Below are 26,497 nucleotides of genomic sequence, written 5' to 3'. Positions count from 1 at the left end.
AAAACTTGTTGTATATTTGCACGCAGTTTTGAAAAAAGCTAATCATTTAGATTCAACATATATAAAGACACAAGGCAATGAGTAAAAGAACGTTTCAGCCATCTAAAAGAAAGAGAAGAAACAAACATGGGTTTAGAGAGCGCATGGCAAGTGCTAATGGAAGAAAAGTATTAGCTAGAAGACGTGCTAAAGGAAGAAAGAAATTGTCTGTGTCATCTGAATCAAGACATAAAAGATAATGATTAACAATTGTTAATATTTAAAGGTGTTGCTTAAGTGTAACGCCTTTTTTTGTACCCAACCAATACCTATTTTTACACACCGAAAAAAAACCTAAAAAATGCCTAAAAACAAAGACATTAAATCTATTCTGCTAATTGGGTCAGGACCTATTATTATTGGACAAGCCTGTGAGTTTGACTATTCTGGTTCTCAAGCGTTAAGATCACTGAGAGAGGACGGAATTGAAACGATTCTTATCAATTCGAATCCAGCCACTATCATGACCGATCCAACAATGGCAGATCATGTGTATTTGTTACCACTCAATACCAAGTCAATTGTAAAAATATTAAAAGAACATCCTCAAATTGATGCTGTACTACCAACAATGGGAGGACAAACAGCTTTAAATTTATGTATTGAAGCTGATGAAAAAGGTATTTGGGATGACTTTGGTGTGAAAATTATTGGGGTTGATATTGATGCCATTAATATAACGGAGGATAGAGAGAAGTTTAGAGAGCTAATGACTGAAATAGGAGTGGGTATGGCGCCTCAAGCAACTGCAACATCCTTTCTTAAAGGAAAAGAAATTGCGCAGGAATTTGGTTTTCCATTATGTATTAGAGCTTCCTTTACACTAGGTGGTGCTGGTGCATCAATAGTATATGATGAAAAGGAATTTGACAAGTCACTAACGAGAGGATTGGAGATATCGCCAATTCATGAAGTTATGATTGATAAGGCCATGATGGGCTGGAAGGAGTATGAGCTGGAGTTATTACGAGATAAGAATGATAATGTTGTTATCATCTGTACCATTGAAAATATGGACCCAATGGGTATTCATACAGGCGATTCTATTACTGTGGCACCTGCGATGACTTTGTCTGATAGGACCTTCCAGAAAATGCGTGATATGGCCATTCATATGATGCGTAGTATTGGGGATTTTGCGGGAGGATGTAATGTGCAGTTTGCAGTGAGCCCCGATGATGATGAAGAAATTATAGCTATTGAGATTAATCCAAGGGTGTCAAGATCTTCAGCTTTAGCTAGTAAGGCTACGGGATACCCAATTGCAAAAATTGCAGCTAAGTTGGCTTTAGGCTACACGCTTGATGAATTGAATAATCAAATTACCAAATCAACATCTGCCTTATTTGAACCGACTCTTGACTATGTAATTGTTAAAATTCCAAGATGGAATTTCGACAAGTTTGAAGGATCAGACAGAACCTTAGGGCTTCAAATGAAAGCAGTAGGTGAGGTAATGGCTATTGGACGTTCATTTCAGGAAGCGCTTCACAAAGCAACCCAGTCCTTAGAAATAAAACGAAATGGTTTAGGTGCTGACGGAAAAGGGTATAAGGATTACGATCAAATTATTGATAAGCTGAAACATGCAAGTTGGGATCGAGTATTTGTGCTATATGATGCCATTCAAATAGGAATTCCTTTAAGCCGTATACATGAGATCACTAAAATTGATATGTGGTATCTCAAGCAATATGAAGAGTTATTTCACTTAGAACAAGAGATTTCTACTTACAACATTGATTCCATTGAGAAAGAACTGCTCTTGGAGGCGAAGCAAAAGGGCTATGGAGACCGACAGATTGCTCATATGCTCGGCTGTCTTGAAAGCGAAGTTCACAATAAGCGTCGTGAGTTTAATATTAATCGCGTTTACAAGCTCGTTGACACTTGTGCGGCTGAATTTAGAGCTCAAACACCTTACTACTACTCAACCTTTGAGAGTGAGATGGAGACAGAAGATGGTGTGGTGTCTGTTGATAATGAAAGCGTTGTATCCGACCGAAAAAAAATCATTGTTCTAGGTTCTGGACCAAATCGAATTGGACAAGGTATCGAGTTTGACTACTGCTGTGTTCATGGTGTATTGGCCGCTTCAGAATGCGATTATGAGACTATTATGATTAACTGTAATCCAGAGACGGTTTCAACAGATTTTGATATTGCCGACAAGCTTTATTTTGAACCCGTTTTCTGGGAACATATTTATGATATCATCCAGCATGAAAAGCCAGAGGGGGTTATTGTTCAATTAGGTGGTCAAACCGCATTAAAATTGGCTGAGAAACTGGATAGATACGGTATTAAAATCATGGGGACTAGTTTCCAATCTCTTGATTTAGCTGAGGATCGCGGAAACTTTTCAACCTTATTAAAAGAAAACAATATTCCATATCCAGAATTTGATACAGCTGAAACTGCTGAACAAGCCTTGGAAGTGGCCGATCGTTTGAATTTCCCAATACTGGTACGTCCGTCCTATGTGTTAGGTGGTCAAGGCATGAAGATTGTGATTAATAAACAGGAGTTAGAAGAACATGTTATTGATCTTTTAAAATCTATTCCAGGAAATAAGTTACTTCTGGATCATTACTTAGATGGCGCTATTGAGGCTGAGGCTGACGCCATTTGCGATGGTGAAAACGTTTACATCATAGGTATCATGGAGCATATAGAGCCATGTGGTATTCATTCTGGTGATAGTAATGCCACTTTGCCTCCATTTAACTTAGGTGAGTTTGTTATGCAGCAAATCAAGGATCACACAAAAAAGATTGCCCTTGCATTGAACACCGTTGGTTTAATCAATATTCAATTTGCTATCAAAGATGATATGGTTTATATCATTGAAGCGAATCCTAGAGCTTCAAGAACGGTGCCCTTCATAGCAAAAGCTTATGGTGAGCCTTATGTAAATTATGCTACCAAGATTATGTTAGGGCATAATAAGGTGACTGACTTTAACTTTAAACCTGAATTAAATGGTTATGCCATTAAACAACCTGTATTCTCATTTAATAAGTTTCCTAATGTAAACAAGAAGCTAGGTCCAGAGATGAAAAGTACAGGAGAAAGTATCTTGTTTATAGATAGCTTAAAGGACGATGAATTCTATGATTTGTACTCTAGAAGAAAAATGTATTTGAGCAAGTAATAACTGAATCATTAATGATTAAGCTCTAATCTACTGCTTAACAATCTGTTAAAGCTTTTGGTTAGAGCTAATTTTATTTTGAAATTCCTATCTTTGAAATAATACTTGGCCTATGTTTAAAAAACTACTCTTTATTTTAAGCTTTATTTTGAGCCTGAATATCAGTGCTCAAAACACTTATGTTATCGAATGGACCTTTGGGTCCAATTCCAATGTTGATCCAGCTGATTCCCCAAGAAATGCTGATAGAACCATCGAAGTAGGTGATACCGTACGGTGGGAGTTTGTAGATAACGGATCCCACAATGTTGTTAGCCAAGCTGGGGCTACCGAATCCTTTGATAGCGGAACAGTTCAAGCTGCTGGGTTTACTTTTGAACATACTTTTAATCAGATTGGTACCAACCCTTATATTTGTGAACCACATCCAGGGTCAATGTTTGGTACCATTGAAGTTGTTGCACAGGGTACCTTGAGCCTTACTCAAGCTTTTCAGGACTTGAAGTTTTCAATAAAACCAAATCCTTCATCAAACTTTTTAAACATCAATCTAGAATCTGTCCAATTGAATGACTATCAATTGGAGGTTTATGATGTTTTAGGTAAACGTGTTTATCAACGTTTATTATCGCGGGTACAGTCCTCTGTTGATGTTAGTAATTGGAAATCGGGGGTTTATTTGGTCAAGGTATTTAATGATCAACAAAGTCAAACGAAACGCTTTTTAAAACAATAAAAACCTAATCTTTCAAGTCCAGGTTAACCCTAAATTGTTGTAATTCCGGTAGAAAATTATCAAGATTCTTGTATAAAGCTGCTAGAGCCTCCTCTTTGTGGGTTTCAAAATCTTTGCGTTTAACGGCCCTCAGAAATCGTTTTGCTTCAAGACGTGATCTGATTATAAGGCCAGGTACTTTAACAGTTCCATTTTTATTTCGTGCCACCATTGTAAAATAGGAGGAGTTACAATGCTTTACTTCTCCGGTCATTATGTTTTCGGATTCAACACGAATACCAACCACCATGGATGACGTTCCAATATAATTAATGGAGGCCTTCATAGTTACTAACTCCCCAACCTCAATTGGATTTAGAAAATTGACTTTATCTACTGATGCCGTTACACAGTAACTACCAGAATGTTTAGAAGCACATGCAAATGCAATTTGATCCATTAATCCTAAAATATAGCCACCGTGAATTTTACCACCGAAATTTTTGTACGATGGCAACATTAATTCGGAGATTTCGATTTGAGACTCCTTAACAGATTTGTAACTATTTTTACTCAAGTGATTCTTCAGATCGTTTAAGAATGTTTTCTGGTAAGGACTTTTTGGCTTTTGCGCCCATTTTTTTGAGTTTTTCAACCCGGCTGATTAGGTTGCCTTTGCCTTCTACCAGCTTGTTCATGGCATTTGAGTAGTCGTTCTTGGCGGCATCTATTTTCTTACCAACTCCTGTTAAATCCTGAACCAATCCTTCAAATTTATCATATAATCCACCGGCCTGTCTAGCAATTTCAATGGCATTTTGTTGCTGCTTTTCATTATTCCACATGGTATCGATAGTTCTAAGGGTCGCCAAGAGGGTAGAAGGTGTTACAATAACAATATTCTTCTCAAATGCTTTACTATAAAGCGACGGGTCATTGTTTAAAGCGATGGCAAAAGCAGGTTCAATTGGAATAAACATCAAAACAAAGTCTGGTGATTCAATATCATACAAATCCTGATAATTTTTTGCTGATAATTGATCTACGTGCTTTTTTATGGAGTTGACGTGGGCAGTCAGGTATTGAGATTGTTCTTCTTGAGTTGCATTAACATACCTTTCGTAATCGGTCAGTGATACCTTAGAATCAATGATCATTTTTTTAGAGTCAGGTAAATAAAGCACCACATCTGGCATTACTCTGGAACCATCTTCTCTTTGGAAATTTTGTTGGACAAAATATTCGCGATCCTTTTCTAGTCCTGATTTTTCCAGAACACGCTCTAAAACCAATTCACCCCAATTCCCTTGAGCTTTACTATCTCCTTTTAATGCCCGGGTTAAATTGGTGGCTTCCTTGGTCATTTGTAGATTGAGTTCCTTTAAACCTTTTAGTTGTTCCTTAAAGGAGGAATGCATAGAGATACGTTCTTTTTGATTGTCTTCAACTCGCTTTTCAAAGTCTTTTATCTTTTCCTGAAGGGGTTCCAGAATATTTTTAATGGTATCCTTATTCTCTTTGGCAAACTGCTCAGAGTTTGATTTTAATATACGATCAGCAAGGACTTTAAATTTATTCTCTAATAATTCTTGCTGTTTAACTAGTGATTCCTCACGTTCTTTTTGTTTTTGAAGCAGATTTTCAATCTCAGTTGATTTTTTAGATACTTCAGCATTTAAAAATTCTTTTTCTTTTCTAATAAGCTCCCTGTCTTCTGATATATGGGCATTTTGTTCTTTGAGGCTTTCTATATTTTGATTGAGAATGGACTCACGCTCTCTAAGTCCAATCTGTTCAGATTTACTTTTTAATGATCCATACTTTAGACCTAAAAACAGACCTAGACCAGTTGAAATGAGTATGGATATGAAAAGGATTAACGTGTCGCCCATGAAGAGAATTGCTTTATCTCAAATATAACAGATTCTCTTATTTATTAATCTTAAAACGCCCCGATTCTTTATCAAAAGAGATTAGATCCTTGGGAAATAGGCTGTCAAATACTCCATCTTCAATGAGAACGCAGGGTTCGTTGCAATGGACTTGGTCCTCAGTCATAACAATCATTGTGTTGCATAATTGAATTGCCAGATCAATTTCATGCGACGAAAACAAAATTGTTTTACCCGTCTCTTTGGTGAGGTCCTGAAGAAGCTTAAGTATATATGCTTTGTGGTACATATCTAAATGAGTGGTGGGTTCATCCAAGATGATCAACTTAGTATCCTGAGCAAGTGCCCGGGCAATCATAGCCTTTTGAAGTTGCCCATCACTCAATTCAAAGCATCTATAGTCTTTTAAATCTGTTATACCAATGAGATCTAGAGCTTTATTAATTTGGAAGGTGTCTTCCTTAGTCAAAGAGCCTATCCAATTTGTATAAGGATGCCGACCTAGTGCTACTAATTCAAAAACACTTAAGTTTTTGGTCTGTAAGGGCTCTGTTAAAACCAAGCTTAATTCCTGAGAAAGTTCTTTTAATGATATATTGTTTATGGAACTGTTGTTAATGAAAACCTGTCCAGATAACGCAGTTTGCATTTTAGTGATTGTTCTCAAAAGGGTAGATTTTCCTATACCGTTCGCTCCAACAAGTCCAACAAGCTCCCCAGATGTTATTTCGATGTTTAAATCTCGAGCAATAGTATTTGTGCCATTTTTAGTGTGATAACCGATATTAAGGTTTTGAGTTTTTAAGATGGTATGTTGTTTACTCGATTTCAAATTAGAACATCATTTTTCGTTGTTTTACTAATATCCATATCACAACAGGGGCCCCAACTAAGGCTGTTATGGCATTAATCGGTAGCGTAAGTTCTGAAGACGGTACTTGAGCAACTAAATCGCATAACAACATAACTATAGCCCCCATCAATATTACTGCCGGTAAGAGAATCTTGTGATTTGAAGTCTTAAAAAGTTGTCTAGTTAAATGTGGAATGGCAAGTCCTACAAAGGCGATAGGGCCGGCAAAGGCCGTGATACCACCAGCAAGAAGACTCGTTGCCAAAATGATAATAAGTCGACTTTGCTTTAAACTAATTCCAAGACTTCTAGCATAACGATCTCCTAAGAGAAGAGTGTTTAGGTTCTTTATAGATATAATACTTAACATGAGCCCAGTCAGGTAGATGACCAGAAAAATTAGAATTTCATTCCATGATAGATTACTCAAATTGCCAAATCCCCAAAATATGTATTGTTGTAATTGTTCTGCAGAACTAAAGTAGGACAGTACACTGACTAGAGCTGCTGTTATACTTCCAAACATTAACCCAATTATTAAAATAGCCATTGTATCACGTACCCGACTTGAAATGGCCAAAACAGCAAGAAGGACTAAAAAGCTTCCCAGACTTGCAGCAATAATAATCCCCCATTTAGATACAAGAACCGTCGCTAATGATATACTAAAAAGCCCTGAGCCCAGTACTATTATTGCTACCCCTAGACTAGCACCTGAACTAATACCTAATACAAAGGGGCCTGCAAGTGGGTTTCTAAATAAGGTTTGCATAAGTAAACCAGAAATTCCTAAGCCGGAACCTACCAGAATTGCTGTTATAGCTTTGGGTAGGCGATAATCCATTACAATAACATTCCAAACCTCAACTTCTGAGGAACCTGTGAAGGTTGAAATTGTTTGACTTAGAGGAATGTATACAGATCCAAAACTTATATTGACGAGAAAGCAAACCACAGTTAAAATACTGAGAATCATAAACGGCAGTTTAAAAACTGTATTTGTCTGCTCCATATTATAATGGTTTAAAAAATGTAGTTTGATAGTCCTCTAATAAATTTGGATGGCAAATTTTAATTATGTCCTTTAATACCAAATCTGGCCGCGCAGAACCTAGTTCATAGTATAAAACACCTCCGGTGTCCCCTTTTGTTAAGGACATACTATAAATAGACTTGGTCTCAAAGGCCTTAAACTTGGTGTATAATTCATTGTTCGATTTTAACTGATCGTAGCTGGTAAAATAGGAGGGATTAATCCAAATATCAGCATTCTGAGCTGTGACAAATACAGTTTCAAAACTTAAGGCAAGACTGCCATTTCCAGTGCTATCTTTCCACAAATAATTAACATTTGCGTCTTTCAAGAACTGTCCTTCAGGGCTAGTGCCCTGTGGTAAGTACCAAATATCCTTGTGCATGGCCCCACTTAAAACTGTTGGAATAGAAGTGGCATTTTTAGCAATGTCTTTTGCCTCTAGATAGTCCGATTCAATTTTTGAAAATAATTGACTAGCCTTAGCTTCTTTATCAAATAGCACACCAAAGAACTTAAGCCACTCTGCCTTAGCTAAGGGTGAGTCTTCTGCCCAATCACCATTGTAAATTATGGGGATTCCTCCATTGGAAATGGTCTCAAAGGCTTTATTGACCCCATCAATTCCAAAACCGATAAGAACATCGGGGTCAAGGGTGAGAATTACTTCTGTATTTAGAGCTTCGTTTTGCCCTAGTTCTTTTATTAATCCTTGATCAATGTGATTTCTTATTAATGGTGAGGAAATATAATCACAGCCAGGGAATCCTACCAGACTATTGCTTTCTCCCAATAATTCTAATCCCGGTATATGGGTGGTCGACGTAACAACAACAGTTTTTATGGGAATTGTGATAATTCCATCGTATAGAGCCTTATCTAATTTTTCTGTGGCTGTGGTATTCTTAATTAAAGCATAGGTAAATGACCTAGACGCATTGGGCCAAGGAGTCGTAATGGTTAACTCTGAGTAATCATTGAAATGAGTAACCTTGAAACCTTTGGCGTAATTAAGTACTAATTCTGAAGATGCTACCGGTTTTGTGTAAGAAACTTTGTCAGACTTGCAAGAGACAAAAAAGAGTACGAGGATTAAAACAATGAGACGTTTCAAGAAATAGGATGTTTTTTCAAAAATAATATTAATTAGGTTTTTGGCTTTACAGGCAGTCAATTTGTTTATTTTTGTGCCGACTTTGGTTTACGGATGATCATAATCATCTTGTAATTAAAAGGGAATCTGGTGAAACTCCAGAACTGTTCCCGCAACTGTAAGCTAGAAAGCTTGTTGAAAACTTCGATGTCACTGTCTTTTTAAATGGATGGGAAGACCTTCAACAAGACGCAAGTCAGGAGACCTGCCTAAGTCGACAATGAAGTCAAACTTTCGGGATAAAAGTTTACATACAATATCTGTGTGTTCTCTCGAACAAATAATTTAAAATGAACAAAACCTTACAGTTTTGTGGTGCGCTTTTGCTAGGTGCATTCACTATGGGTAATTCTCAAACCCAAACAGATTCTGTTAAAGTTGAGACGTTAGATGAAATTGTCCTTACGGACTCCAGATTTGAATTAAAACGTGAAAACTCTGGAAAAGTCATTACTAAAATTACCTCTAAAGAGTTAGATCAGCTCCAAGGGCAAAGTATTGCACAAATCATTAACAGAACCGCAGGGATAGAAATTAATGGTGTACGCAGTAATGCTGGTCAAAATCTTGCCTACTATGTTCGTGGTGGACGAAATCGCCAGGTCCTAATTATGATTGATGGAATTCAGGTGACGGATCCTTCTCAGATAGCAAATGACTACGATCTTAGATTACTTAATGCAGATCAGGTGGAATCAATTGAAATTCTTAAAGGGGCATCCAGTACTCTATATGGATCAGGTGCAGCTACTGCTGTTATTAACATAAAACTTAAGGAATCTAATAGAGAGGGTTTCAACATTAACTTACGAAGTACACTAGGTAGTAATCAGTCAGCAGAAGAAAGTAGCTACGATATCAGAGATTTTAGAAATTCAGTGTCTTTAAATGGAAGGTCCAATAACTTCAGTTATTTGGCAAGTTTTGGTCAACAATACACGGATGGTTTATCGGCTATTGAGGGAGGAACCGAAAAAGACCCCTTCAGCGCTTATAATGGATTATTAAAACTGGGGTATGAATTTAATCAATTTAAAATTAAGGCTTATAGTAGCTTTGACAATGCCGATGTAGCCTTTGACGATAGTTTTGCTTATGCAGATGCCGATTTTGTATCACGGTCTGAACAATACAGATTCGGTATTTCGCCTGAGTTTAATTATACCAATGGATCGTTAATTATTAATGCCGCATTAAACAATATTGATAGGGCATTTGAATCCTCCTTTCCATCAATGTCAAATGGTCGAAGTCTAATTATAGATGCTTTTAATAGGTATAATTTTAATGACAAGTTTTACACGGTATTAGGGGTGAATTACCAAAAGAATGAAATGGAAAGTTTCAATATTCCATTTGGATCTGATGATTTTGTTCAAGCTATTAGTCCTGACATTGCTAACTTTAACATTGTAGACCCTTATGCAAATGCTGTTTATGTATCCGATTTTGGATTAAATGTCAATACTGGTTTAAGAGTTAATAATCACAGCGAATATGGGACTAATGTTGTTTACAACATTAATCCGTCTTACAGATATAATTTTAGTTCAGGTTATGTAAAAGGTATTGCTAGTTATAGTACGGCGTACATAACACCCTCTTTATTTCAATTGTTTGATCCTAGTTTCGGAAATACTGAGCTTCAACCAGAAGAGAATCAAACTTTTGAGTTGGGAGCGGAAGTTTCTTTAAATAAGGTAGGAGTAATTAGCTTGGTGTATTTCAATAGAATTGAAGAGAACTTTATTGACTTTGTGAATACTGGGGACTTTGTATTCCAGTATCAGAACGTCGCGGATAAGTTTACTGCCAGTGGATTGGAGTTGGTGGCGCAGCTTCAAATAATAGAGGAATTAGGATTCAATGGCAATTTCACCTATACGAAGGTGGAAGAAGAATTGAACTTAAGAATTCCTGAAATAATGGCTAATGCCAGATTAGACTTCTCGCCGTTCACCAATACTGTATTGAGTCTAAACTATCAGTTTAATGGTGAACGAACAGATTCGTTCTTTAACAATGACACATTTGAAAATGAGATTGTTAACCTGAGTTCGTTTGGCTTATTAGATTTTTATGTATCTCAAAAAATATTAAAGGGTAAAATGACGGTTTTCGCCAATGTCACTAATATCTTTAATGAGAAGTATCAAGAGATATTCGGTTTTACAACACGAGGTCGAAATGTAAACATTGGTTTTAACTTGATGCTCTAGGGTTGATGGTAATCTAAATAAAACCACCTAATTCATTTAAAATCCGGATCCAAGAAGCTCAGCAGCACTTTTAAGTTTGTTGGGCCTGGAATCTAATAGAATATTATATCCCTCACTGTCTGGAACAGTTTTTAAGTCTTCGCGGCTTGATTCTATATTCAATCGTCCGTTTCCTGTAATATCTTGAATGGCTCTTGCAAATAGAGGTTCTTCAGGGTTGCCTAAAACACCCATATTCGCATAGTTTTCAGATTGTTCAAATCCGGCGGTAGGTGGTAAGCCATTGTAATAACTCGAAAAGCCAGATGCATTTTCAGCTTCGTATATAAGTGGTTGCATCGCATAAGTATGGCTGGGATTCGCACCATCTCTCAAAAAGTTAGGACTATCATAGAGTGTAATCGAGGCCTGTGGTTTTCCCTGCGTTGAGGTACCTATTTGAATCACATCAATGTAAGGGCGTAAACCATTAATAACAAGCTCGCTTGCGGAAGCTGTAGATGCTGTAGTGAGAACATAGACACGATTTAGATTTAGGCTATTAATGCCTTGTTGAAAAGTCACGTCTCCATCTTGATTTCTTATAAGCATCTCATCAACAAACGGATTGTCTAAGGATCCGGGTGCTTGCGATTCTAAAATGGCTTCAGCCTCACTGTTCCAATTCTCTTTAAAGAAAAGATTCCCTGTGAATTGACCAGTAATCATACAAGATAACCATACCGCTGCGTTCACATTGCCGCCACCATTATACCTTAAGTCAAGTACTAGATCATTAATACCCTGGCTTCCAAAGAAGTCCATCAAGGCATTTAATTGTGTAAGACTTAAATTAGAACTTCTAAAGGCGTTGTACATTAAATAACCAATCTTTTTGTCCCCAACTTCGGTGATGTTGGCTCTGTAAATTGGATTTGCATTGAAATTAATCTTGGCCAGTAAAATATCATCATCTGTTGAAATAACACTATCGTCACTATTATCTTGGGGTGTTCCATTATCATTATACTCAGCCAGATTTATATTAAAGACTAAATTTTCACCTAATAACAGTTCTCTAAAATTTGAAGCTGTCAACTGTTCACCATCAACACCATTAAAAATCATACCGCGCTGAACACCTTGAGATTCAGCAGGTGTGCCTTGAAGAACATAGCGCACATAACCAAATACACGCTCACTTTCACCTGGATAAAAACGAAGGCCGAAAACCATACCAGTTGTTCTACTTTGACCTTGTAACGTTTGTTCTAACTCGATGTAATTAGGAACTATCAAACTAAATCTATCAACATTATTTCTGTCGTAAATCAGGCTTTCAAAAAGATCTTCCGGTGCAGAAAATTGATTAATAAACTCAGAATACTCTGCTCTGGTATTAAATCGTGAATTGGCCAGGTCGGGTACTTGGTCCTTATAAACATAAAAACCATTAAGGCCTGTCCATACAAAGTCGTTGATTTCGCTGACCTCAGCAAAGTTGTCATCTATATCCTCAAAACAGGAAGAAAGACTGGTCAACAGGAACGCTCCCAGTAAAAATTTAGAAATTCTCATCATTGCTTTTTTTATCTCACGCCTACAATTTTGACGCGTGCGAAGCAAGATACTGACAATATTTAAAAATAAAAAGTGAGGTAATCAGATGATGGTCCTCATGTGGTAAATTAATTTATTTTATAACCATCACAATATCAGGCATATACAATCTTTAAGCGAAATAAATGAGAATTATTATTTTTTCGTGTAACAAATATTATTGAAGCTCGTCGTAAGCATGTAGACCGATAACAAGGTCTTATCAATCAATCAAACCAAATGACACAGTCAGATTTTGTCAACATAGTAATGCCTTTTAAGGATAAGGTATTTAGATTAGCCAAACGCCTCTTGGTTTCTGAACAGGAAGCTGAGGACGCTACTCAGGAAATACTTTTAAAACTATGGAGACACAAAGAAAATATTGAGAACTATAAGAATGTTGAAGCATTCTCTATGACAATGACCAAAAACTTTTGCCTGGATCGTTTAAAATCAAAACAGGCTCAAAATTTGAAAATTGTTCATAGCAATTATCAAGATCACAATGTTGGTCTGCAAAAAGAAGTTGAGGTTAGAGATAGCCTAAGCTGGGTTGAAAAAATAATGGAGACCCTACCTGAACAACAAAAAATGATAGTTCAGTTACGAGATATCGAACAATACGACTTTGAAGAGATAGCAAAAATGCTCGATATGAAAGAAACTGCTATTAGAGTGGCACTTTCAAGAGCTAGAAAAACAATAAGAGAAAAACTCACTAATACACATCGTTATGGTATTAAATAGAATAGAAGAGTTACTAGAGAAGTACGACAATGCAGAAACAACTCTGCAAGAAGAGCAAGAATTACGCGATTACTTTTTAAGCAATCAAGTAGCACCGCATCTAGAGCATTACAAACCAATGTTCCAGTACTTCTCAATAAGTCAAAAAGAAGAGTTTACCAAAGACGTTCCATTAAAAACTACAAAGAGATATTTCTACCAATGGATTTCAGTCGCAGCTGTAAGCATTCTAATGCTGGGTATTTTCCTTCCCAGAACCTTACTAGGTCCGTCTGCTGAAGAAGAAAGACAGGCAATGGAAACCTATGAGCAAACCATGGAAGCATTGAGCTTAGTGTCTGCCGGGATGAATAAGGGAAAACAAGAGTTAACCTCTTTAGCAATGGTTTCAGACAATCTAAATGATGGTATGTCTAAAGCTGGAAGACTTGGAGAGTTCTCAAAAGCGACAAACAAAATTTTTAAAAACAACTAATTTTTGAAACAATGAAAACAATAAGTCAGAATAATAAATCAACAACAATGATTAAAAAAGTAACAATAGCCCTTGCCTTAATTATGGCACCGGTTGTAACCTTCGCACAAAGTATTTTTGATAAATATGAGGATCACCCTGATGTAGCCTCTGTAGTAGTCAATCAAAAAATGTTTAGTATGCTAGCAAGTATTGATGTAGATCTTGACGATCCAGAAGCGCAAAAGACAATGGATATGGTAAAGAAAATTTCAGGTCTTAAAGTGTTTACAACAGATAACGCTGAGGTTTCTGCAGACATGAATGCCACTGTTAACAAGTATTTGAAGTCTTCACAATTAGAAGAATTAATGCGAATTAAGGATGGTGACCAAACTGTGAAATTCTATGTAAAAGAAGGTAAAGATGAAAACCATGTGAAAGAATTATTAATGTTTGTAAACGGGCTTAAAGAAATGACCAAGGGTCAGGATATTACTATTAATGGTGAGAAAAGAGAATTTGAATCTGTTCTTTTAACTATTACTGGTGACATCGATTTAAGAGAGATTTCTAAATTGACCAATAGCATGGATTTACCTGGTGGAGATCAGTTAAAGAAAGTCGAAGATAAAAACTAAGAAAACCTTTTACCATGGGTACCTATCAATCAATCAAAAGAATAGCATTGGTATTAATCTTGATTACAACTTTCACGAGTTGTAATCAAGGTTTAACATTGCAAACGTATTATGTAGATAACGAGTTAAAACCAGGATTTACTTCTCTTGACATTCCAACTAGTTTTCTGGAATTGGACGAGGATGATCTGACGGCAGAACAACTTGAAGCTTACGAGTCCATTGATAAACTCAATATGCTAGCCTTTGTAGTGGATGAGAATAATGCTGAGCAGTTTACGACGGAAGTGGAACATGTAAAAACCATTTTAAAAGATCCTAAGTATGAAGAACTAATGCGAGGGGGTAGCACTAAAGATGGTAAATTCATGGTGAAATTCCTGGGTGATCCTGATAGTTTGGACGAACTCATTTTATTTGGTCATCGCCCTGATCAAGGATTTGCAATAGTAAGAGTTTTAGGAGACGATATGAATGCTAATCAGATTGTGAAGTTGGTTAATTCAATTCAAATGTCTGATTTAGACAGTGATGAGATATCCCAGTTTATGGATTTCTTACAATAAGTAAAAACTAAATCATCAATCAATATAAAGCCACTAGATTAGTGGCTTTTTTCATTATAACTTTTAAAAAGTTTCCAAATTACAGCAATAAAAAGGGCTGCTAGATAGGAGTACAAAAATAATTTGACTATAAAGAAGTCTAAGATATCAAATATATATCCTAGAAGGAATACAGCGTAGAGCAGTATTGTTGAAATTATTAAAGCTCGATTACTCAAAACTTATATCCCTGTGTAGTTATTTGGACTTATGGCCTTAAGTTCAGTTTTAATACTATCAGACACATCTAAACTATCAATAAAAGCAGAAATTGAGGCCTTATTAATCGTGTCATTGGTTCGGGTTAATCCTTTTAGTGCCTCGTAGGGATTTGGATAATTTTCTCGTCTTAAGATGGTTTGAATGGCTTCAGCAGCAACAGCCCAATTATTTTCAAGATCTTCTTGTAGCTTGCTTTCGTTTAACAATAGTTTGCTTAAGCCTTTAAGTGTTGATTTAAAGCCAATTATGGTATGTGCAAATGGTACCCCAACATTTCTTAAAACCGTACTATCGGTAAGGTCACGCTGTAATCTGGAAATTGGCAGTTTGGACGACAAGTATTCAAATAATGCATTGGCAATTCCAAGGTTACCTTCACTATTTTCAAAATCAATAGGATTGACCTTATGTGGCATGGCCGAACTACCAACTTCACCTTTTTTAATCTTTTGTTTAAAATAGTCCATGGAAACATAGGTCCAGATGTCTCTATCCAGATCAATAAGAATTGTGTTTATACGCTTAAGGGCATCAAATTGTGCTGCCATATGGTCATAGTGTTCAATTTGAGTGGTTGGGAAGGAATGGTTTAACCCTAAATTGCCTTCAACGAAGTTAGTGCCAAAAACCTTCCAATCTATGTTTGGATATGCTACAAAATGAGCATTATAATTGCCTGTAGCACCACCAAACTTAGCGGCATTAGGAATGGTTTTTAAAACTTCAAATTGTTCTTTTATTCGGGTAATAAATACCTGAATCTCCTTGCCAAGTCTTGTTGGTGAAGCTGGCTGACCATGCGTTCTTGCGAGCATCGGGATGTTTCCCCATTCTTCTGCTAAGGCTTCAAGACTGGATAGTAAGCTATTTAATTGCGGGATATAAACCTCTGCAATAGCCTCTTTAATGCTTAAGGGAACAGCAGTATTGTTGATGTCCTGAGATGTTAATCCAAAATGAATAAACTCTTTATAACCCGACAATCCTAGAGTGTCAAATTTTTCTTTTATAAAGTATTCAACTGCTTTAACATCATGGTTGGTTACCTTTTCAATGTCTTTTATAGCCGAGGCATCTATAGCAGAAAAATTGCGATAGATTGCTCTTAATTGCTCAAATAAATCTGAACTGACGCCACTTAATTGTGGAAGCGGAATTTCGCAAAGCGCAATAAAATACTCTACTTCAACTAAAACACGATATTTAATTAATGCTTCTTCTGAAAAGTAATTTTCAAGGTCCGTTACTTTGGATCGGTACCTCCCATCAACAGGGGAGATGGCTTTGAGCGAATTGAGCGTCATTATCTAAAAATTAAGAAGTGGCAAAGATAGTTTTTTTAGCTCAAAATACTGGTTCGAAATTGTGTATCTTCGATAAAAAGACCTGGTTATGAAACAATTTATTCTTTCATTATTTCTTATTATTTCACTGCCATTGATGGCCCAATTACACATCAATAATGAGCCTATGGTCAATACCTATTCCATAGTAGCCAGAGACTCAGTGACAGGTGATATAGGGGTGGCAGTTCAATCACATTGGTTTAATGTTGGTGGCTTGGTTATATACGCTAAACCTGGTGTTGGGGTTGTAGCTACCCAATCGCTTGTTAAACAAAGCTATGGTCCACAAGGTTTGGATTTAATGTCAATGGATATATCTCCTGAAAAGGCATTAGCACAACTAATTAAAGAGGATCCTGCAGCCATGTACCGCCAGGTAGCCTTTTTAGATGAACAAGGGCGTACCGCCAGTCATACAGGATCATTATGTATTGGTGAAGCGGGTCATAAACAAGGTCCAAACTATGCTGTACAGGCCAATATGATGTTGAATAATACGGTATGGGAGGCTATGGCTAATGCTTTTGAAAACACAACAGGAACTTTAGCAGATCGAATAATAGCTAGCCTAAAAGCTGCGCAGAACGTTGGTGGTGATATTCGCGGGAAACAATCTGCTGCTATTCTAATTGTAAAGGGTACCAATGTCACTGGTAATAGTTGGGAGGACACTTTAATGGATTTAAGAGTAGAAGATCATCCAGACCCCGTTAATGAATTAGAACGACTTATTCAGATCCATAAGGCTTATGACTTTATGAATAAAGGAGATTTAGCAATGGAGGAAGGTGATACTCCAAAGGCGGAATCTTTGTATTTGGCTGCTCAACAGATGTTTCCTGAGAATTTGGAAATGCAATATTGGTATGCTATTAATTTGCTTAATAATGGTGATTTTGAAAAGGCGAAAACCATGTTAGTCTCAATCTTTAAAAAAGATAAAAATTGGCAGACATTGCTTCCACGTCTAAAGAAAAGCGATCTTTTAGCAATTTCAGACGAACAGATGGAAACGCTTATGAAGCTTTAAGCTTACTAAGAATATGTCTTGCTCTCGCCCTAAACGCTGCACTTTGTACAGAAAAGTCTTTTTTTAGTAAAGACACCAATTCTGGGTGAATCCAATCGTAATCAGTCCCAAATAAGTACAGAGCGTTCATGGAATAGGCTTTTACAGCAACTTTTTCATTTTGGATCATCCAATCAAAACAGGCTTCAATAATTCGTTCTTTAAGTTGAGGTGTTAAGACTTTTATAAGTAATTGATTGTTGTGTTTGTAATAATCCAATGCAATACGTTCACAAATTTTGGCCATTGGCCGTTTAGAAGAGTCGAATTTTACATAAGTCAAATGCTTGGTAAAAAAATCAAGGTGCGGTGCTATGTTCTTAATATTGGAACTGCACAAAAACTCGAGTACCCATGCCGCCTTATAAGATGTCTTTATTTTTGAATCAAAGGCAACCTCCAAAAGCACCGGGACGGCTTCGGGGTGATTTATAAAGTAATTGGAATAATGAGTCCGCTTTTCTTTTGAGTGATTCACATGATCCAATTCCGAAATTAATTCTGCTTTTGTCAATTCCTTTAGTAAATTTAATTTCTAAATTAATCAAAATGCTTAAACGAATTATAAAGGTTGCAGGCCTGGTAATACTGGTTGTATTTATTCTTGCTCAGTTTTTTGGTCCCGAGAAGAACCAAGGGGACGTGGCCAGTGTTGAGCCCTTTTTTGCTGAAACGGCACCTCCTGAGGAGGTTAAACTAATTTTAAAAACAGCCTGTTTTGATTGCCACAGTGATGTGACACGCTATCCCTGGTACAGCAATATTACACCGGTTAACTACTGGATGAATGACCATGTAGAGCATGGGAAAGGCGATTTTAATGTATCTAGATGGATTGACTATTCTGCAAAGCGAAAAGATCATAAATTGGAAGAAATGGCAGAAGAGGTAAAGGGGCGTCATATGCCCTTGCCAAGTTACACCTTGATTCACAAAGATGCCATCTTAACTGAAGCCCAAATTCACAGTGTTTTGGACTGGGTAGAGCAAGCCAGAATGCCCTATGTTTTTAAGGCAAAGCCAGAGTAATATTTAAGTAAATTAATGTATTTCCAAGTTGAGATCTCTTAAACTTTTAATCATTGGTTTAGTGTGGCCTGAACCGACAAGTTCTGCGGCAGGTTGGCGTATGTTGCAACTCATTGATTTGTTCAAGGATTTGGACTATGATATTACGTTTGTAAGCACAGCACAACAAACTGACCGTTCATTTGATCTTAGTTCTATTGGTGTATCTACCCATGCCATAGAATTAAATAATTCCTCATTTGATGAATTCATCAATCATTTAAAACCCGATGTGGTAATGTTCGACCGCTTTGTTAGCGAAGAACAATTTGGTTGGCGAGTTGCAGAACAATTACCGAATACCATTAGAATATTGGATGGAGAAGATTTCCATGGCCTCAGAAGGGCGAGAGAGATGGCTTATAAAAAGGATGAGGAGCTAAGCAATGGGCATCTTCAAAACCAAGTCACCAAACGCGAACTAGTGTCCATGTACCGCTGTGATCTTACTTTGGTGATTTCGGAAGCCGAGAAAGAAATCGTTTGTCAGCAGTTGGGTTTTCCAGAAAGTCAATTGCTATATCTCCCCTTTGTTTTTAAACATAAGGAACTAAAAGCGTTAGATGAATTTCCCTCATTTGAGCAACGAAAGCATTTTTTAATGGTTGGTAATTATTTGCATGCTCCAAACGCGAATGCTATTCAATTTTTAAAAGGTTACATCTGGCCCCTTATAAGAAAGTCACTTCCTAAAGCTGAACTCCATGTTTATGGTGCTTATCAATCACACAAAGTGCAACAACTGCATAACGAGAAGCAAGGATTTTATGTGATGGGGCCTGCTGAAGATATTGGATCTACCATGTCTAATTATAGGGTCTGCCTGGCACCTTTGCGCTTTGGTGCGGGATTAAAAGGAAAGTTGTTTGATGCCATGAAAACAGGTACTCCTGCTGTTATGACTGGAGTAGCAGCTGAGGGTATTTTTGCGAAAATGGAAACTAATGGATTCATTGTAGATGATTACGAAGAATTTGCCAATAGAGCCATCGAACTTTATTCTGAGGTTGAACAATGGAACCACTTTCAACAAAATGGTACTCAAGTATTACAAGGTCGATTCTTAAAATCAACTTTCTTGGAGGCACTTGAAAATGTCCTCAAGACTATCTCAAATGACCTTAATCTTCACAGACAAAAGCATTTTACTGGTCAATTATTTCTTCAAGAGACTGTTAAGGCTAGTAAGTATTTAAGCAAATGGATTGAAGCTAAGAATAAATAATTTTATTTTTTATTGTAACAATTGTAAAGTATATTTGTCATATAGTAAATCATACTTTACTTAATATAAAATTATTTTGTCATGGGATTAAAGAATATTCAAGAATGCGAACGCAATAAAATCGAACGCTGGGCCGCGTTTCAATTGGAACACAAATGGAAGCGATTTGGAATTTTATTAAGTGTACTTTGTCTAGTGTTATTAATGTTGCTGAAGCTTATGGATTTAAACACTCTAGAGTCCAGCTTTGTTTTAAAGCGGGTGTTGCTAATAGGATTATTAGTAATCTCATTGTCAAAAGATAAGGAAGAGGATGAAATGATCGTCTCCTTAAGAGCTAAATCCTTTACTCTGGCATTTGTTCTAGCCGTGGTGTATTCCCTTGTTCAACCCTTGGTAAATGTGTTAGTTTTTTATCTAATTAAAGGAGATATGACAGATAGCTTCAGCTATTTTCAGGTGTTGTCTTTTATGCTCATGTTGCAGATTATGTTTTTTGAGGTTTTAAAACGCAACCGATAATGGAAAATACCATAAAAGTAGAGCGTGCTATTCTCAACCTCACTCAGGATGAGTTAGCCAAAAAAATTGGCGTTTCCAGGCAGACCATCAATTCTATTGAGGCTAATAGATATGTGCCATCCACTGTATTGGCATTGAAGTTGTCAGAATTATTCCAGAAACCGGTAAATGACTTTTTTAAACTAAGTTCAGATGATTAACCTCGCCTTATTATTAGTAGGATTATTAATCAGATGGATTTGAGTAAATTCTTAAAATCTTCAATACCCTCAGAAGCAACTTTTGGAATGACCGTTAAATTGCCCTGACTTTCAAGATGGGGTCTTGGATCGATGTAAAATATGGGAATGCCTGAAGGTACGTAGTGCATTAAACTGGCAGCGGGGTACACTTGTAAGCTGGTGCCAATAATCAGTAAAATTTCTGCAGTGTTGCATATGTCTATAGCGGGGTCTATCATGGGTACGGCTTCACCAAACCAGACAATGTGAGGCCGTAATTGATGGCCTCTTTCACAAAGATCCCCTAAAAAAAGGTCTTCAGTCCAATCTTTAACATCCTGAGGATTTCCGGTACTCCTAACTTTGGTTAGCTCTCCATGAAGATGCAAAATATTAGTACTTCCCGCCCGTTCATGTAAATTATCGACATTTTGTGTAATGATACTTACGTCATAGCTGTCCTCTAATTGAGCAATGGCTAGATGTGCAGCATTAGGCTCCGTTTCTTTTAACTGACGTCGTCTTTGGTTATAAAAATCAAGAACCAACTCTGGATTTTCTCTAAATCCTACTGGTGAGGCTACTTTGGTGACATCATGCCCTTCCCATAAACCGTTTTCGTCTCTAAAGGTCTTTAAACCACTTTCGGCGCTCATACCTGCACCGGTAAGCACTACCAACTGCTTCATATTCTTCTTATTATTCTTTTGTCAAAAATATTCAATTACTACTAGTTTCTTACATTTGATTAATGACGCATATACCACTCTTAGAATTTCTAGAATCGTATCTCACAGAGAATCGCAGAAACCGATTTACTAAAGTTTTATCACAGCGGACTAGGCACTTTACTGTGGCTGTTGAAGACGTGTATCAACTTCACAATACTAGTGCTGTTATAAGATCTTGTGATGTTTTTGGTATTCAGGATGTGCATATCATCGAAGAAGTCAACGTCAAGAAGATTGATCGAGAAATTGCCATGGGTGCTCAAAAATGGGTGGATGTGCATCGGTATAAAACCACTAAAGCTTGCATTAAGAACTTAAAAGCCCAAGGGTACCAAATTGTTGCAACTAGTCCTCATGCCGAGGATACTAACTTAAGTGATTTTGATGTTACAAAAGCCTCTTGTTTCTTTTTTGGTCGTGAGACCGAAGGCTTGTCCGATGCCGTATTAGACAGTGCAGATATACAAATTAAGATTCCTATGGTTGGCTTTACAGAAAGCCTCAATATATCGGTATCTGCCGCCATAATCTTACAGCAGTTGACATCAAAACTGAGGCAATCAGATGTTTACTGGCAATTAAGTCCAGAAGAACAATTGGCCAAGCGCATGGATTGGACCACAAAGACTTTGAAGGATCATGAAGCGTTAATAAGGCGGTTCGAGGCGGGTCAATAAATTTTGTAACTTACAGTCACTAACTAAATTATAGAGCCATGACCGTTTTTCTTTATGTGCTACTAGGAATAGTAGTGCTCATTATTTTCTTGATTGCCATTGCCCCCAAAACATATCATGTACATAGAAGTATTAATATTGATCGTCCAGTAGAAGACGTGTTTCAGTATTTAAAGTTCTTAAAAAACCATGATGATTGGTCTCCCTGGAAGAAGAAAGATCCCAATATGACGCAGACCTATACGGGTACCGACGGTGAAGTTGGTTTTGTGGCGCACTGGGAAGGGAATAAAGATGTTGGAGTAGGAGAGCAAGAAATTAAGAAGATTATTGAAAATGAGCGTATCGATTCGCAATTACGGTTCTTTAAACCCTGGGAATCTGAGTCTGATGCCTATATTAATGTTGAGCAAGAAAACAAGGCCACTACTCGAGTAACATGGGGGTTTTCAGGTGTTAATAAAATACCATTTAATGTATTTTTCTTGTTTTTTAGTATGGATAAGACTGTAGGTAAAGACTTTGAAGAAGGCCTATCTAACTTAAAAGTAATTCTCGAGAAATAATGGCAACGGTAGGATGGTTTGAGATCCCAGTAAACGATATGGCTCGCGCTAAATCCTTTTATGAGACTGTTTTCTCTATTCAAATAAAAGAAGTTGACCTAGGTGGATTAAAAATGGGATGGTTTCCTGACAATAACGGTGCTTATGGTGCTACCGGAACCTTGATCAAGCAGGAATCCTATATCCCAAGTCAGGAAGGTACCTTGGTGTATTTTATGTCAGATGATGTACAGATTGAACTAGATCGCATAGAAGCCGAAGGAGGCCAAATCTACCAGACTAAAACTCAAATATCAGAGGAACATGGGTACATGGGTGTTTTTATTGATTCTGAAGGGAATCGAGTCGCCTTGCATTCGAACAAATAGGCTTAGGCCTTATTCTTTGCTGTTTTATTCCTAGGGTTATTCCTGTTAAGAATACGGTATTCTTCGTAGCATTCGCTAATGGCATCAAGCACTTGTAGATCGTTAGCAGAATTAATGAAGTCTAAAGAGTAATTGCACTGGTTGACAATTTCATCAAGATCAAATTTATCAACCTGAAGCAGTACCATGAGCATTTCTCTATCATAACGTTTGGCAAGTTGATTCCTAATGGCGTCGTCTTCCTTCATTTTCTGAAGTTTTTTCATAGCCTTAGGTTTCTTTCCAAACATTTTATAGAGAAAATCAGCAGGATTAAAGATGGAGCTTAGGACCTTATTGACCCCACTTTTTTGACCACCAGCTTCATACCCCTGGTTGGGTAAACCTGAAATTCTGTATCTATTATTTGAGGTCTCTGGTACGTTTCTTATGTCTACTTCAAGATAGCCCGTAAGCCGTAATTGATTCACAACCACTTCTTCTAACGCCAAGGCCAACTCGGTCATTTCAATTTCTGTATTTCCAAACTTGATCCAGTCATTAGTAACGCGCACCTTAATGGATTTATAGCCTAGATAGGAAAGGTGTAGTGTGTCGTTGACTTTTGCTCTAATGTCAAACTGCCCATCATCGTCAGTGGTGGTTCCAATCACCTGATTTAAGTTGACGATATTGACATCAACCAACGGGCCATTGGTGGTTGTACTCATAATTCGTCCGTAAACACGGGTAGGTTCCTGAGTGCTTGTAGAATCAATCTGGGCAAAACCACACAATGAAATGAATAAAAAGAAGAAAAATATATAGTTTTTCATTTCCATACAATTCCTTGTAAAGGTACTAAACTATCTCTAGTAATAGCGTGTACAATATAGTAATTGGCGTATTATTAACAAGTCAAATACTGTTAATTAGGCAAATTACCTCCTTCTAGAACGTCGTGGACGCTGACTGAGTGATTTAGAGCGGTTACTCTTTCTATCTCTCGGATTTACCTTTGTTCCTCTGCTGGATTTTCTTCTTTTTTTTCTGCTTTCGGGATTTTCGCTGATTTCAACATTAACAAACCTTCCGTTGTATTTAAAGTCCTGAAAGAACTCTAGGACTTTAGTGGCGAATTTTTCATCCGTATTAAAAAATGAGAAACTGTCTTTGACATCAACTTTAAATACATCGTCTTTTCCAAGTTCTAGTATAGCTTTTAAAAAGTCTTTTAAAGACATCCAATCATAACCATCCTTCTTACCCACATTGATAAAGAACCTAACGGACTTTTCGTTTCCAGTGCTTTCTGGCCCTGAGGAAACGTTGTTGAGGTCCTTAGCGTTCTTGTAGTAGTTGCTGAATCGAGTGAACTCTACAGAAAATATCTTTTTAATGAGTTCCTCCTTAGAGGTATCTTCGTATAAGGCGTTTAGATCATTTAAATAATTGTCAATATCATGATTGATTTCTGTATCGTGAATTTTGTTAGCTAAAGACATTAATTGTACTCTACAAATCTCATCTCCGTCGGGGAAACGTTTTTTGGTAAATGACTTTTGTATTATTCGTTCTATAGCTTTAATTTTTCGCTGTTCGCTTTTGGTAATAATTACCATTGAGATACCAGTTTTTCCAGCACGCCCGGTTCTTCCAGAACGGTGGGTATAGGTTTCAATTTCGTCAGGAAGTTGGTAATTGATAACGTGTGTTATATCATCCACATCAATCCCTCTTGCAGCTACATCCGTTGCAACAAGCATTTGGATCTGCTTATTTCTAAAGGATTTCATTACCATGTCACGCTGATTTTGACTAAGGTCACCATGAAGCGCACCAGCGTTATACCCGTCCTCAATCAGCTTTTCAGCAATCTTCTGCGTATCTCTTTTAGTTCTACAAAAAATCACAGAAAATATATCTGGATTAGCATCGGCCAAACGCTTTAGAGCCAGGTAACGATCACGACTTCCAACCAAATAGTATTCATGACTCACCTGTTCGCTACCAACATTTTTGTGCCCTACTGTAATTTCGTTGGGTTGGTACATAAATTTTTTGGCAATGGTAGCCACCTCTTTTGGCATCGTGGCTGAAAATAACCAGGTGCTTTTATCCTGCGGAGTATAGGATAGGATGTCATTGATATCTTCATAAAAACCCATGTTTAACATTTCATCCGCCTCATCAAGGACTGCATATTCAATTTTTGAAATGTCTACCATTTTTCGGTTGATCATGTCTTTCATTCTCCCTGGTGTGGCCACAATGATTTGCGCCCCCTTTTTCACCTTACTAGCCTGATCGGTTATGCTAGCTCCACCATAAATGGCGGTGACATTCAAACCTTTCAAGTACTTCCCATACAAACCAAGTTCATTTGTGATTTGAAGGCATAACTCACGCGTAGGCGAGAGGATAAGTCCTTGAGTGGTACGACTATTTACATCAATATTTTGTAGCATAGGGAAACCAAAAGCGGCCGTTTTTCCCGTCCCTGTCTGTGCAAGGGCTACAAGGTCTTCACTGGAATTTAAAAGTAAAGGGATGGCCTTTTCCTGAACCTCACTGGGTTGGGTAAAGCCTAAATCGTTTATGGCATTAATAAATGGAATATCAAGGCCTAAAGCTTCAAATGCATTCATCTTGTTTTAGTATATCGATCTAGTTTGAAAAGTGCCCGAAGAAGCGTATCGACATAACTAACTAAAACTTCCTGAAGCACGGCCTCACCCTGAGGCATATAACTGAAAAACCGTCTGATTTTCAGGCTGCAAAGGTAGTCATTCCTTTTAATATGTAGTGGTGTTTTTAGATTTTCTGTTTTAGCTCAGAAATGCAATCAGTAGTTTTATTGCTTTCCCACGATGGCCAATCTCATTTTTAAGATCCAGATCCATTTCGGCAAAGGTCTGTTGGTAGCCTTCTGGCTTAAATATGGGATCATACCCAAATCCCTTATTTCCTGATTTTGATGTGGTGATGTCGCCTTTACAAATTCCTGTAAAAGTGTGTTGTTCGCCATTTAATATTAAAGCAATCACCGTTTTAAATTGCGCTGATCTATCATCTTTAGATTCAAGATTGTTGAGTAATTTATTCATGTTATCCTCCGCATTGCGTTGCGGACCTGCGTATCGCGCTGAAAACACCCCAGGTTCGCCATTAAGTGCCTTCACTTCAAGCCCAGTGTCATCGGCAAAACAATCATAGCCGTAATGCGTTTTTAGGTAGTCTGCCTTTTGGATGGCATTGCCTTCAATGGTATCCTGATTCTCAGGAATATCCTCATGACAACCAATATCCTTTAGACTTAATAATTCAATACGCTCTGGTAAGATGCTCTGAACTTCTTTTAGTTTGTTCAGGTTGTTTGTGGCAAAGACGAGTTTCATAATTCGAAAATACATCATT

General features: G+C 37.2%; 28 protein-coding genes and 1 riboswitch. Of the genes, 16 read left to right on the top strand and 12 right to left on the bottom strand.

The annotated features are described in order from the left end of the window. The first annotated feature begins 77 nt into the window (after nt 1-77). The 3 genes from rpmH (at nt 78) to DN064_RS04405 (ending at nt 3,929) form a co-directional block, all read left to right on the top strand. On the top strand, nt 78-239 hold the full coding sequence (rpmH, locus tag DN064_RS04415) for a 50S ribosomal protein L34 (protein WP_115461424.1): 162 nt from the start codon (nt 78-80) through the stop codon (nt 237-239). A 101-nt stretch (nt 240-340) separates the two neighbouring features. Then, entirely contained in the window at nt 341-3,193 is a 2,853-nt protein-coding gene (carB, locus tag DN064_RS04410; RefSeq protein WP_115461423.1) for a carbamoyl-phosphate synthase large subunit, read from the top strand. 112 nt (nt 3,194-3,305) lie between these two features. After that, nucleotides 3,306-3,929 (top strand): T9SS type A sorting domain-containing protein, encoded by a 624-nt coding sequence (locus tag DN064_RS04405; RefSeq protein ID WP_115461422.1) that lies wholly within the window; start codon nt 3,306-3,308, stop codon nt 3,927-3,929. Between the two features lie 4 nt (nt 3,930-3,933). Here the strand turns inward: DN064_RS04405 and DN064_RS04400 are convergent, their stop codons facing one another. From DN064_RS04400 to DN064_RS04380, 5 genes are read right to left on the bottom strand one after another with little or no spacing between them, the layout of a single operon-like run. Further along, nucleotides 3,934-4,428, bottom strand: coding sequence for an acyl-CoA thioesterase (locus tag DN064_RS04400; protein WP_115461741.1), 495 nt, complete (start codon nt 4,426-4,428; stop codon nt 3,934-3,936). A 49-nt stretch (nt 4,429-4,477) separates the two neighbouring features. Then, nucleotides 4,478-5,800 carry a DNA recombination protein RmuC gene (locus tag DN064_RS04395; RefSeq protein WP_115461421.1) on the bottom strand — a complete coding sequence of 441 codons (1,323 nt, stop codon included), beginning with the start codon at nt 5,798-5,800 and terminating at the stop codon, nt 4,478-4,480. Between the two features lie 37 nt (nt 5,801-5,837). Continuing rightward, nucleotides 5,838-6,632, bottom strand: coding sequence for an ABC transporter ATP-binding protein (locus DN064_RS04390; protein ID WP_115461420.1), 795 nt, complete (start codon nt 6,630-6,632; stop codon nt 5,838-5,840). A gap of 1 nt (nt 6,633) precedes the next feature. Further along, nucleotides 6,634-7,665: a FecCD family ABC transporter permease gene (locus DN064_RS04385; protein WP_115461419.1), complete on the bottom strand. Its 1,032-nt coding sequence runs from the start codon at nt 7,663-7,665 to the stop codon at nt 6,634-6,636. A gap of 1 nt (nt 7,666) precedes the next feature. Next, nucleotides 7,667-8,800 (bottom strand): ABC transporter substrate-binding protein, encoded by a 1,134-nt coding sequence (locus DN064_RS04380; RefSeq protein WP_115461740.1) that lies wholly within the window; start codon nt 8,798-8,800, stop codon nt 7,667-7,669. Between the two features lie 66 nt (nt 8,801-8,866). After that, nucleotides 8,867-9,066, top strand: a riboswitch (cobalamin riboswitch). A 63-nt stretch (nt 9,067-9,129) separates the two neighbouring features. On the opposite strand from DN064_RS04380, the gene DN064_RS04375 reads away from it, so the two are divergent. After that, on the top strand, nt 9,130-11,058 hold the full coding sequence (locus tag DN064_RS04375) for a TonB-dependent receptor plug domain-containing protein (RefSeq protein WP_115461418.1): 1,929 nt from the start codon (nt 9,130-9,132) through the stop codon (nt 11,056-11,058). Between the two features lie 36 nt (nt 11,059-11,094). On the opposite strand, the gene DN064_RS04370 is transcribed toward DN064_RS04375, so the two are convergent. Next, on the bottom strand, nt 11,095-12,615 hold the full coding sequence (locus tag DN064_RS04370; RefSeq protein WP_115461417.1) for a S41 family peptidase: 1,521 nt from the start codon (nt 12,613-12,615) through the stop codon (nt 11,095-11,097). Nucleotides 12,616-12,876: 261 nt separating this feature from the next. Here DN064_RS04370 and DN064_RS04365 point away from each other — a divergent pair, with 261 nt between their 5' ends. From DN064_RS04365 to DN064_RS04350, 4 genes are read left to right on the top strand one after another with little or no spacing between them, the layout of a single operon-like run. Beyond that, a complete protein-coding gene (locus tag DN064_RS04365; protein ID WP_115461416.1) occupies nt 12,877-13,386 on the top strand; it encodes an RNA polymerase sigma factor in 510 nt (169 codons plus the stop codon). Beyond that, entirely contained in the window at nt 13,373-13,861 is a 489-nt protein-coding gene (locus tag DN064_RS04360; protein WP_115461415.1) for a hypothetical protein, read from the top strand. The genes DN064_RS04365 and DN064_RS04360 overlap by 14 nt, the downstream gene beginning before the upstream one ends. A gap of 11 nt (nt 13,862-13,872) precedes the next feature. Further along, nucleotides 13,873-14,481 carry a DUF4252 domain-containing protein gene (locus DN064_RS04355; RefSeq protein WP_232827381.1) on the top strand — a complete coding sequence of 203 codons (609 nt, stop codon included), beginning with the start codon at nt 13,873-13,875 and terminating at the stop codon, nt 14,479-14,481. A 14-nt stretch (nt 14,482-14,495) separates the two neighbouring features. Then, a complete protein-coding gene (locus DN064_RS04350) occupies nt 14,496-15,047 on the top strand; it encodes a DUF4252 domain-containing protein (RefSeq protein ID WP_115461414.1) in 552 nt (183 codons plus the stop codon). A 221-nt stretch (nt 15,048-15,268) separates the two neighbouring features. On the opposite strand, the gene purB is transcribed toward DN064_RS04350, so the two are convergent. Next, entirely contained in the window at nt 15,269-16,612 is a 1,344-nt protein-coding gene (gene purB / locus DN064_RS04345; RefSeq protein ID WP_115461413.1) for an adenylosuccinate lyase, read from the bottom strand. 88 nt (nt 16,613-16,700) lie between these two features. On the opposite strand from purB, the gene DN064_RS04340 reads away from it, so the two are divergent. After that, nucleotides 16,701-17,684, top strand: a complete 984-nt coding sequence (locus DN064_RS04340) for a DUF1028 domain-containing protein (RefSeq protein ID WP_115461412.1) — start codon at nt 16,701-16,703, stop codon at nt 17,682-17,684. Here DN064_RS04340 and DN064_RS04335 read toward each other — a convergent pair. Further along, on the bottom strand, nt 17,671-18,237 hold the full coding sequence (locus DN064_RS04335; RefSeq protein WP_115461411.1) for an adenylosuccinate lyase: 567 nt from the start codon (nt 18,235-18,237) through the stop codon (nt 17,671-17,673). The genes DN064_RS04340 and DN064_RS04335 overlap by 14 nt on opposite strands. A gap of 35 nt (nt 18,238-18,272) precedes the next feature. Between DN064_RS04335 and DN064_RS04330 the strand changes: the two genes are divergently transcribed. The 4 genes from DN064_RS04330 to DN064_RS04315 all read left to right on the top strand — a co-directional run bounded on the left by DN064_RS04330 (nt 18,273) and on the right by DN064_RS04315 (nt 20,738). Continuing rightward, nucleotides 18,273-18,752, top strand: coding sequence for a heme-binding domain-containing protein (locus tag DN064_RS04330; RefSeq protein ID WP_115461410.1), 480 nt, complete (start codon nt 18,273-18,275; stop codon nt 18,750-18,752). 28 nt (nt 18,753-18,780) lie between these two features. Next, entirely contained in the window at nt 18,781-20,016 is a 1,236-nt protein-coding gene (locus DN064_RS04325; protein WP_232827380.1) for a glycosyltransferase family 4 protein, read from the top strand. An 81-nt stretch (nt 20,017-20,097) separates the two neighbouring features. Beyond that, nucleotides 20,098-20,538 (top strand): hypothetical protein, encoded by a 441-nt coding sequence (locus tag DN064_RS04320; protein WP_115461409.1) that lies wholly within the window; start codon nt 20,098-20,100, stop codon nt 20,536-20,538. Next, a complete protein-coding gene (locus DN064_RS04315; RefSeq protein ID WP_115461408.1) occupies nt 20,538-20,738 on the top strand; it encodes a helix-turn-helix transcriptional regulator in 201 nt (66 codons plus the stop codon). The genes DN064_RS04320 and DN064_RS04315 overlap by 1 nt, the downstream gene beginning before the upstream one ends. 29 nt (nt 20,739-20,767) lie before the next feature. Here the strand turns inward: DN064_RS04315 and DN064_RS04310 are convergent, their stop codons facing one another. Then, nucleotides 20,768-21,448, bottom strand: coding sequence for an SIR2 family NAD-dependent protein deacylase (locus DN064_RS04310; protein WP_115461407.1), 681 nt, complete (start codon nt 21,446-21,448; stop codon nt 20,768-20,770). Nucleotides 21,449-21,510: 62 nt separating this feature from the next. Between DN064_RS04310 and DN064_RS04305 the strand changes: the two genes are divergently transcribed. The 3 genes from DN064_RS04305 to DN064_RS04295 are packed head-to-tail and all read left to right on the top strand — an operon-like array spanning nt 21,511 to nt 23,101. Further along, nucleotides 21,511-22,167, top strand: a complete 657-nt coding sequence (locus DN064_RS04305; protein ID WP_115461406.1) for a TrmH family RNA methyltransferase — start codon at nt 21,511-21,513, stop codon at nt 22,165-22,167. Between the two features lie 38 nt (nt 22,168-22,205). Beyond that, nucleotides 22,206-22,733 (top strand): SRPBCC family protein, encoded by a 528-nt coding sequence (locus tag DN064_RS04300; protein WP_115461405.1) that lies wholly within the window; start codon nt 22,206-22,208, stop codon nt 22,731-22,733. Continuing rightward, nucleotides 22,733-23,101 (top strand): VOC family protein, encoded by a 369-nt coding sequence (locus DN064_RS04295; protein WP_115461404.1) that lies wholly within the window; start codon nt 22,733-22,735, stop codon nt 23,099-23,101. The genes DN064_RS04300 and DN064_RS04295 overlap by 1 nt, the downstream gene beginning before the upstream one ends. Nucleotides 23,102-23,103: 2 nt before the next feature. Here DN064_RS04295 and DN064_RS04290 read toward each other — a convergent pair whose 3' ends face one another. From DN064_RS04290 to DN064_RS04280, 3 genes are all read right to left on the bottom strand, one after another. Beyond that, the gene (locus tag DN064_RS04290; protein ID WP_115461737.1) at nt 23,104-23,916 is read right to left on the bottom strand and encodes a carboxypeptidase-like regulatory domain-containing protein; all 813 of its coding nucleotides are present in this window, start codon (nt 23,914-23,916) and stop codon (nt 23,104-23,106) included. A gap of 105 nt (nt 23,917-24,021) precedes the next feature. Next, entirely contained in the window at nt 24,022-25,728 is a 1,707-nt protein-coding gene (locus DN064_RS04285) for a DEAD/DEAH box helicase (protein WP_115461403.1), read from the bottom strand. A gap of 180 nt (nt 25,729-25,908) precedes the next feature. Next, entirely contained in the window at nt 25,909-26,478 is a 570-nt protein-coding gene (locus DN064_RS04280; protein ID WP_115461402.1) for a non-canonical purine NTP diphosphatase, read from the bottom strand. Nucleotides 26,479-26,497 lie beyond the last annotated feature (19 nt).

The organism is Winogradskyella aurantiaca, assembly GCF_003362725.1.
GTDB classification, from domain to species: domain Bacteria; phylum Bacteroidota; class Bacteroidia; order Flavobacteriales; family Flavobacteriaceae; genus Winogradskyella_A; species Winogradskyella_A aurantiaca.
Note: the sequence above shows the minus strand (reverse complement) of the source record. Positions and strands in the feature narration are given on the sequence as shown.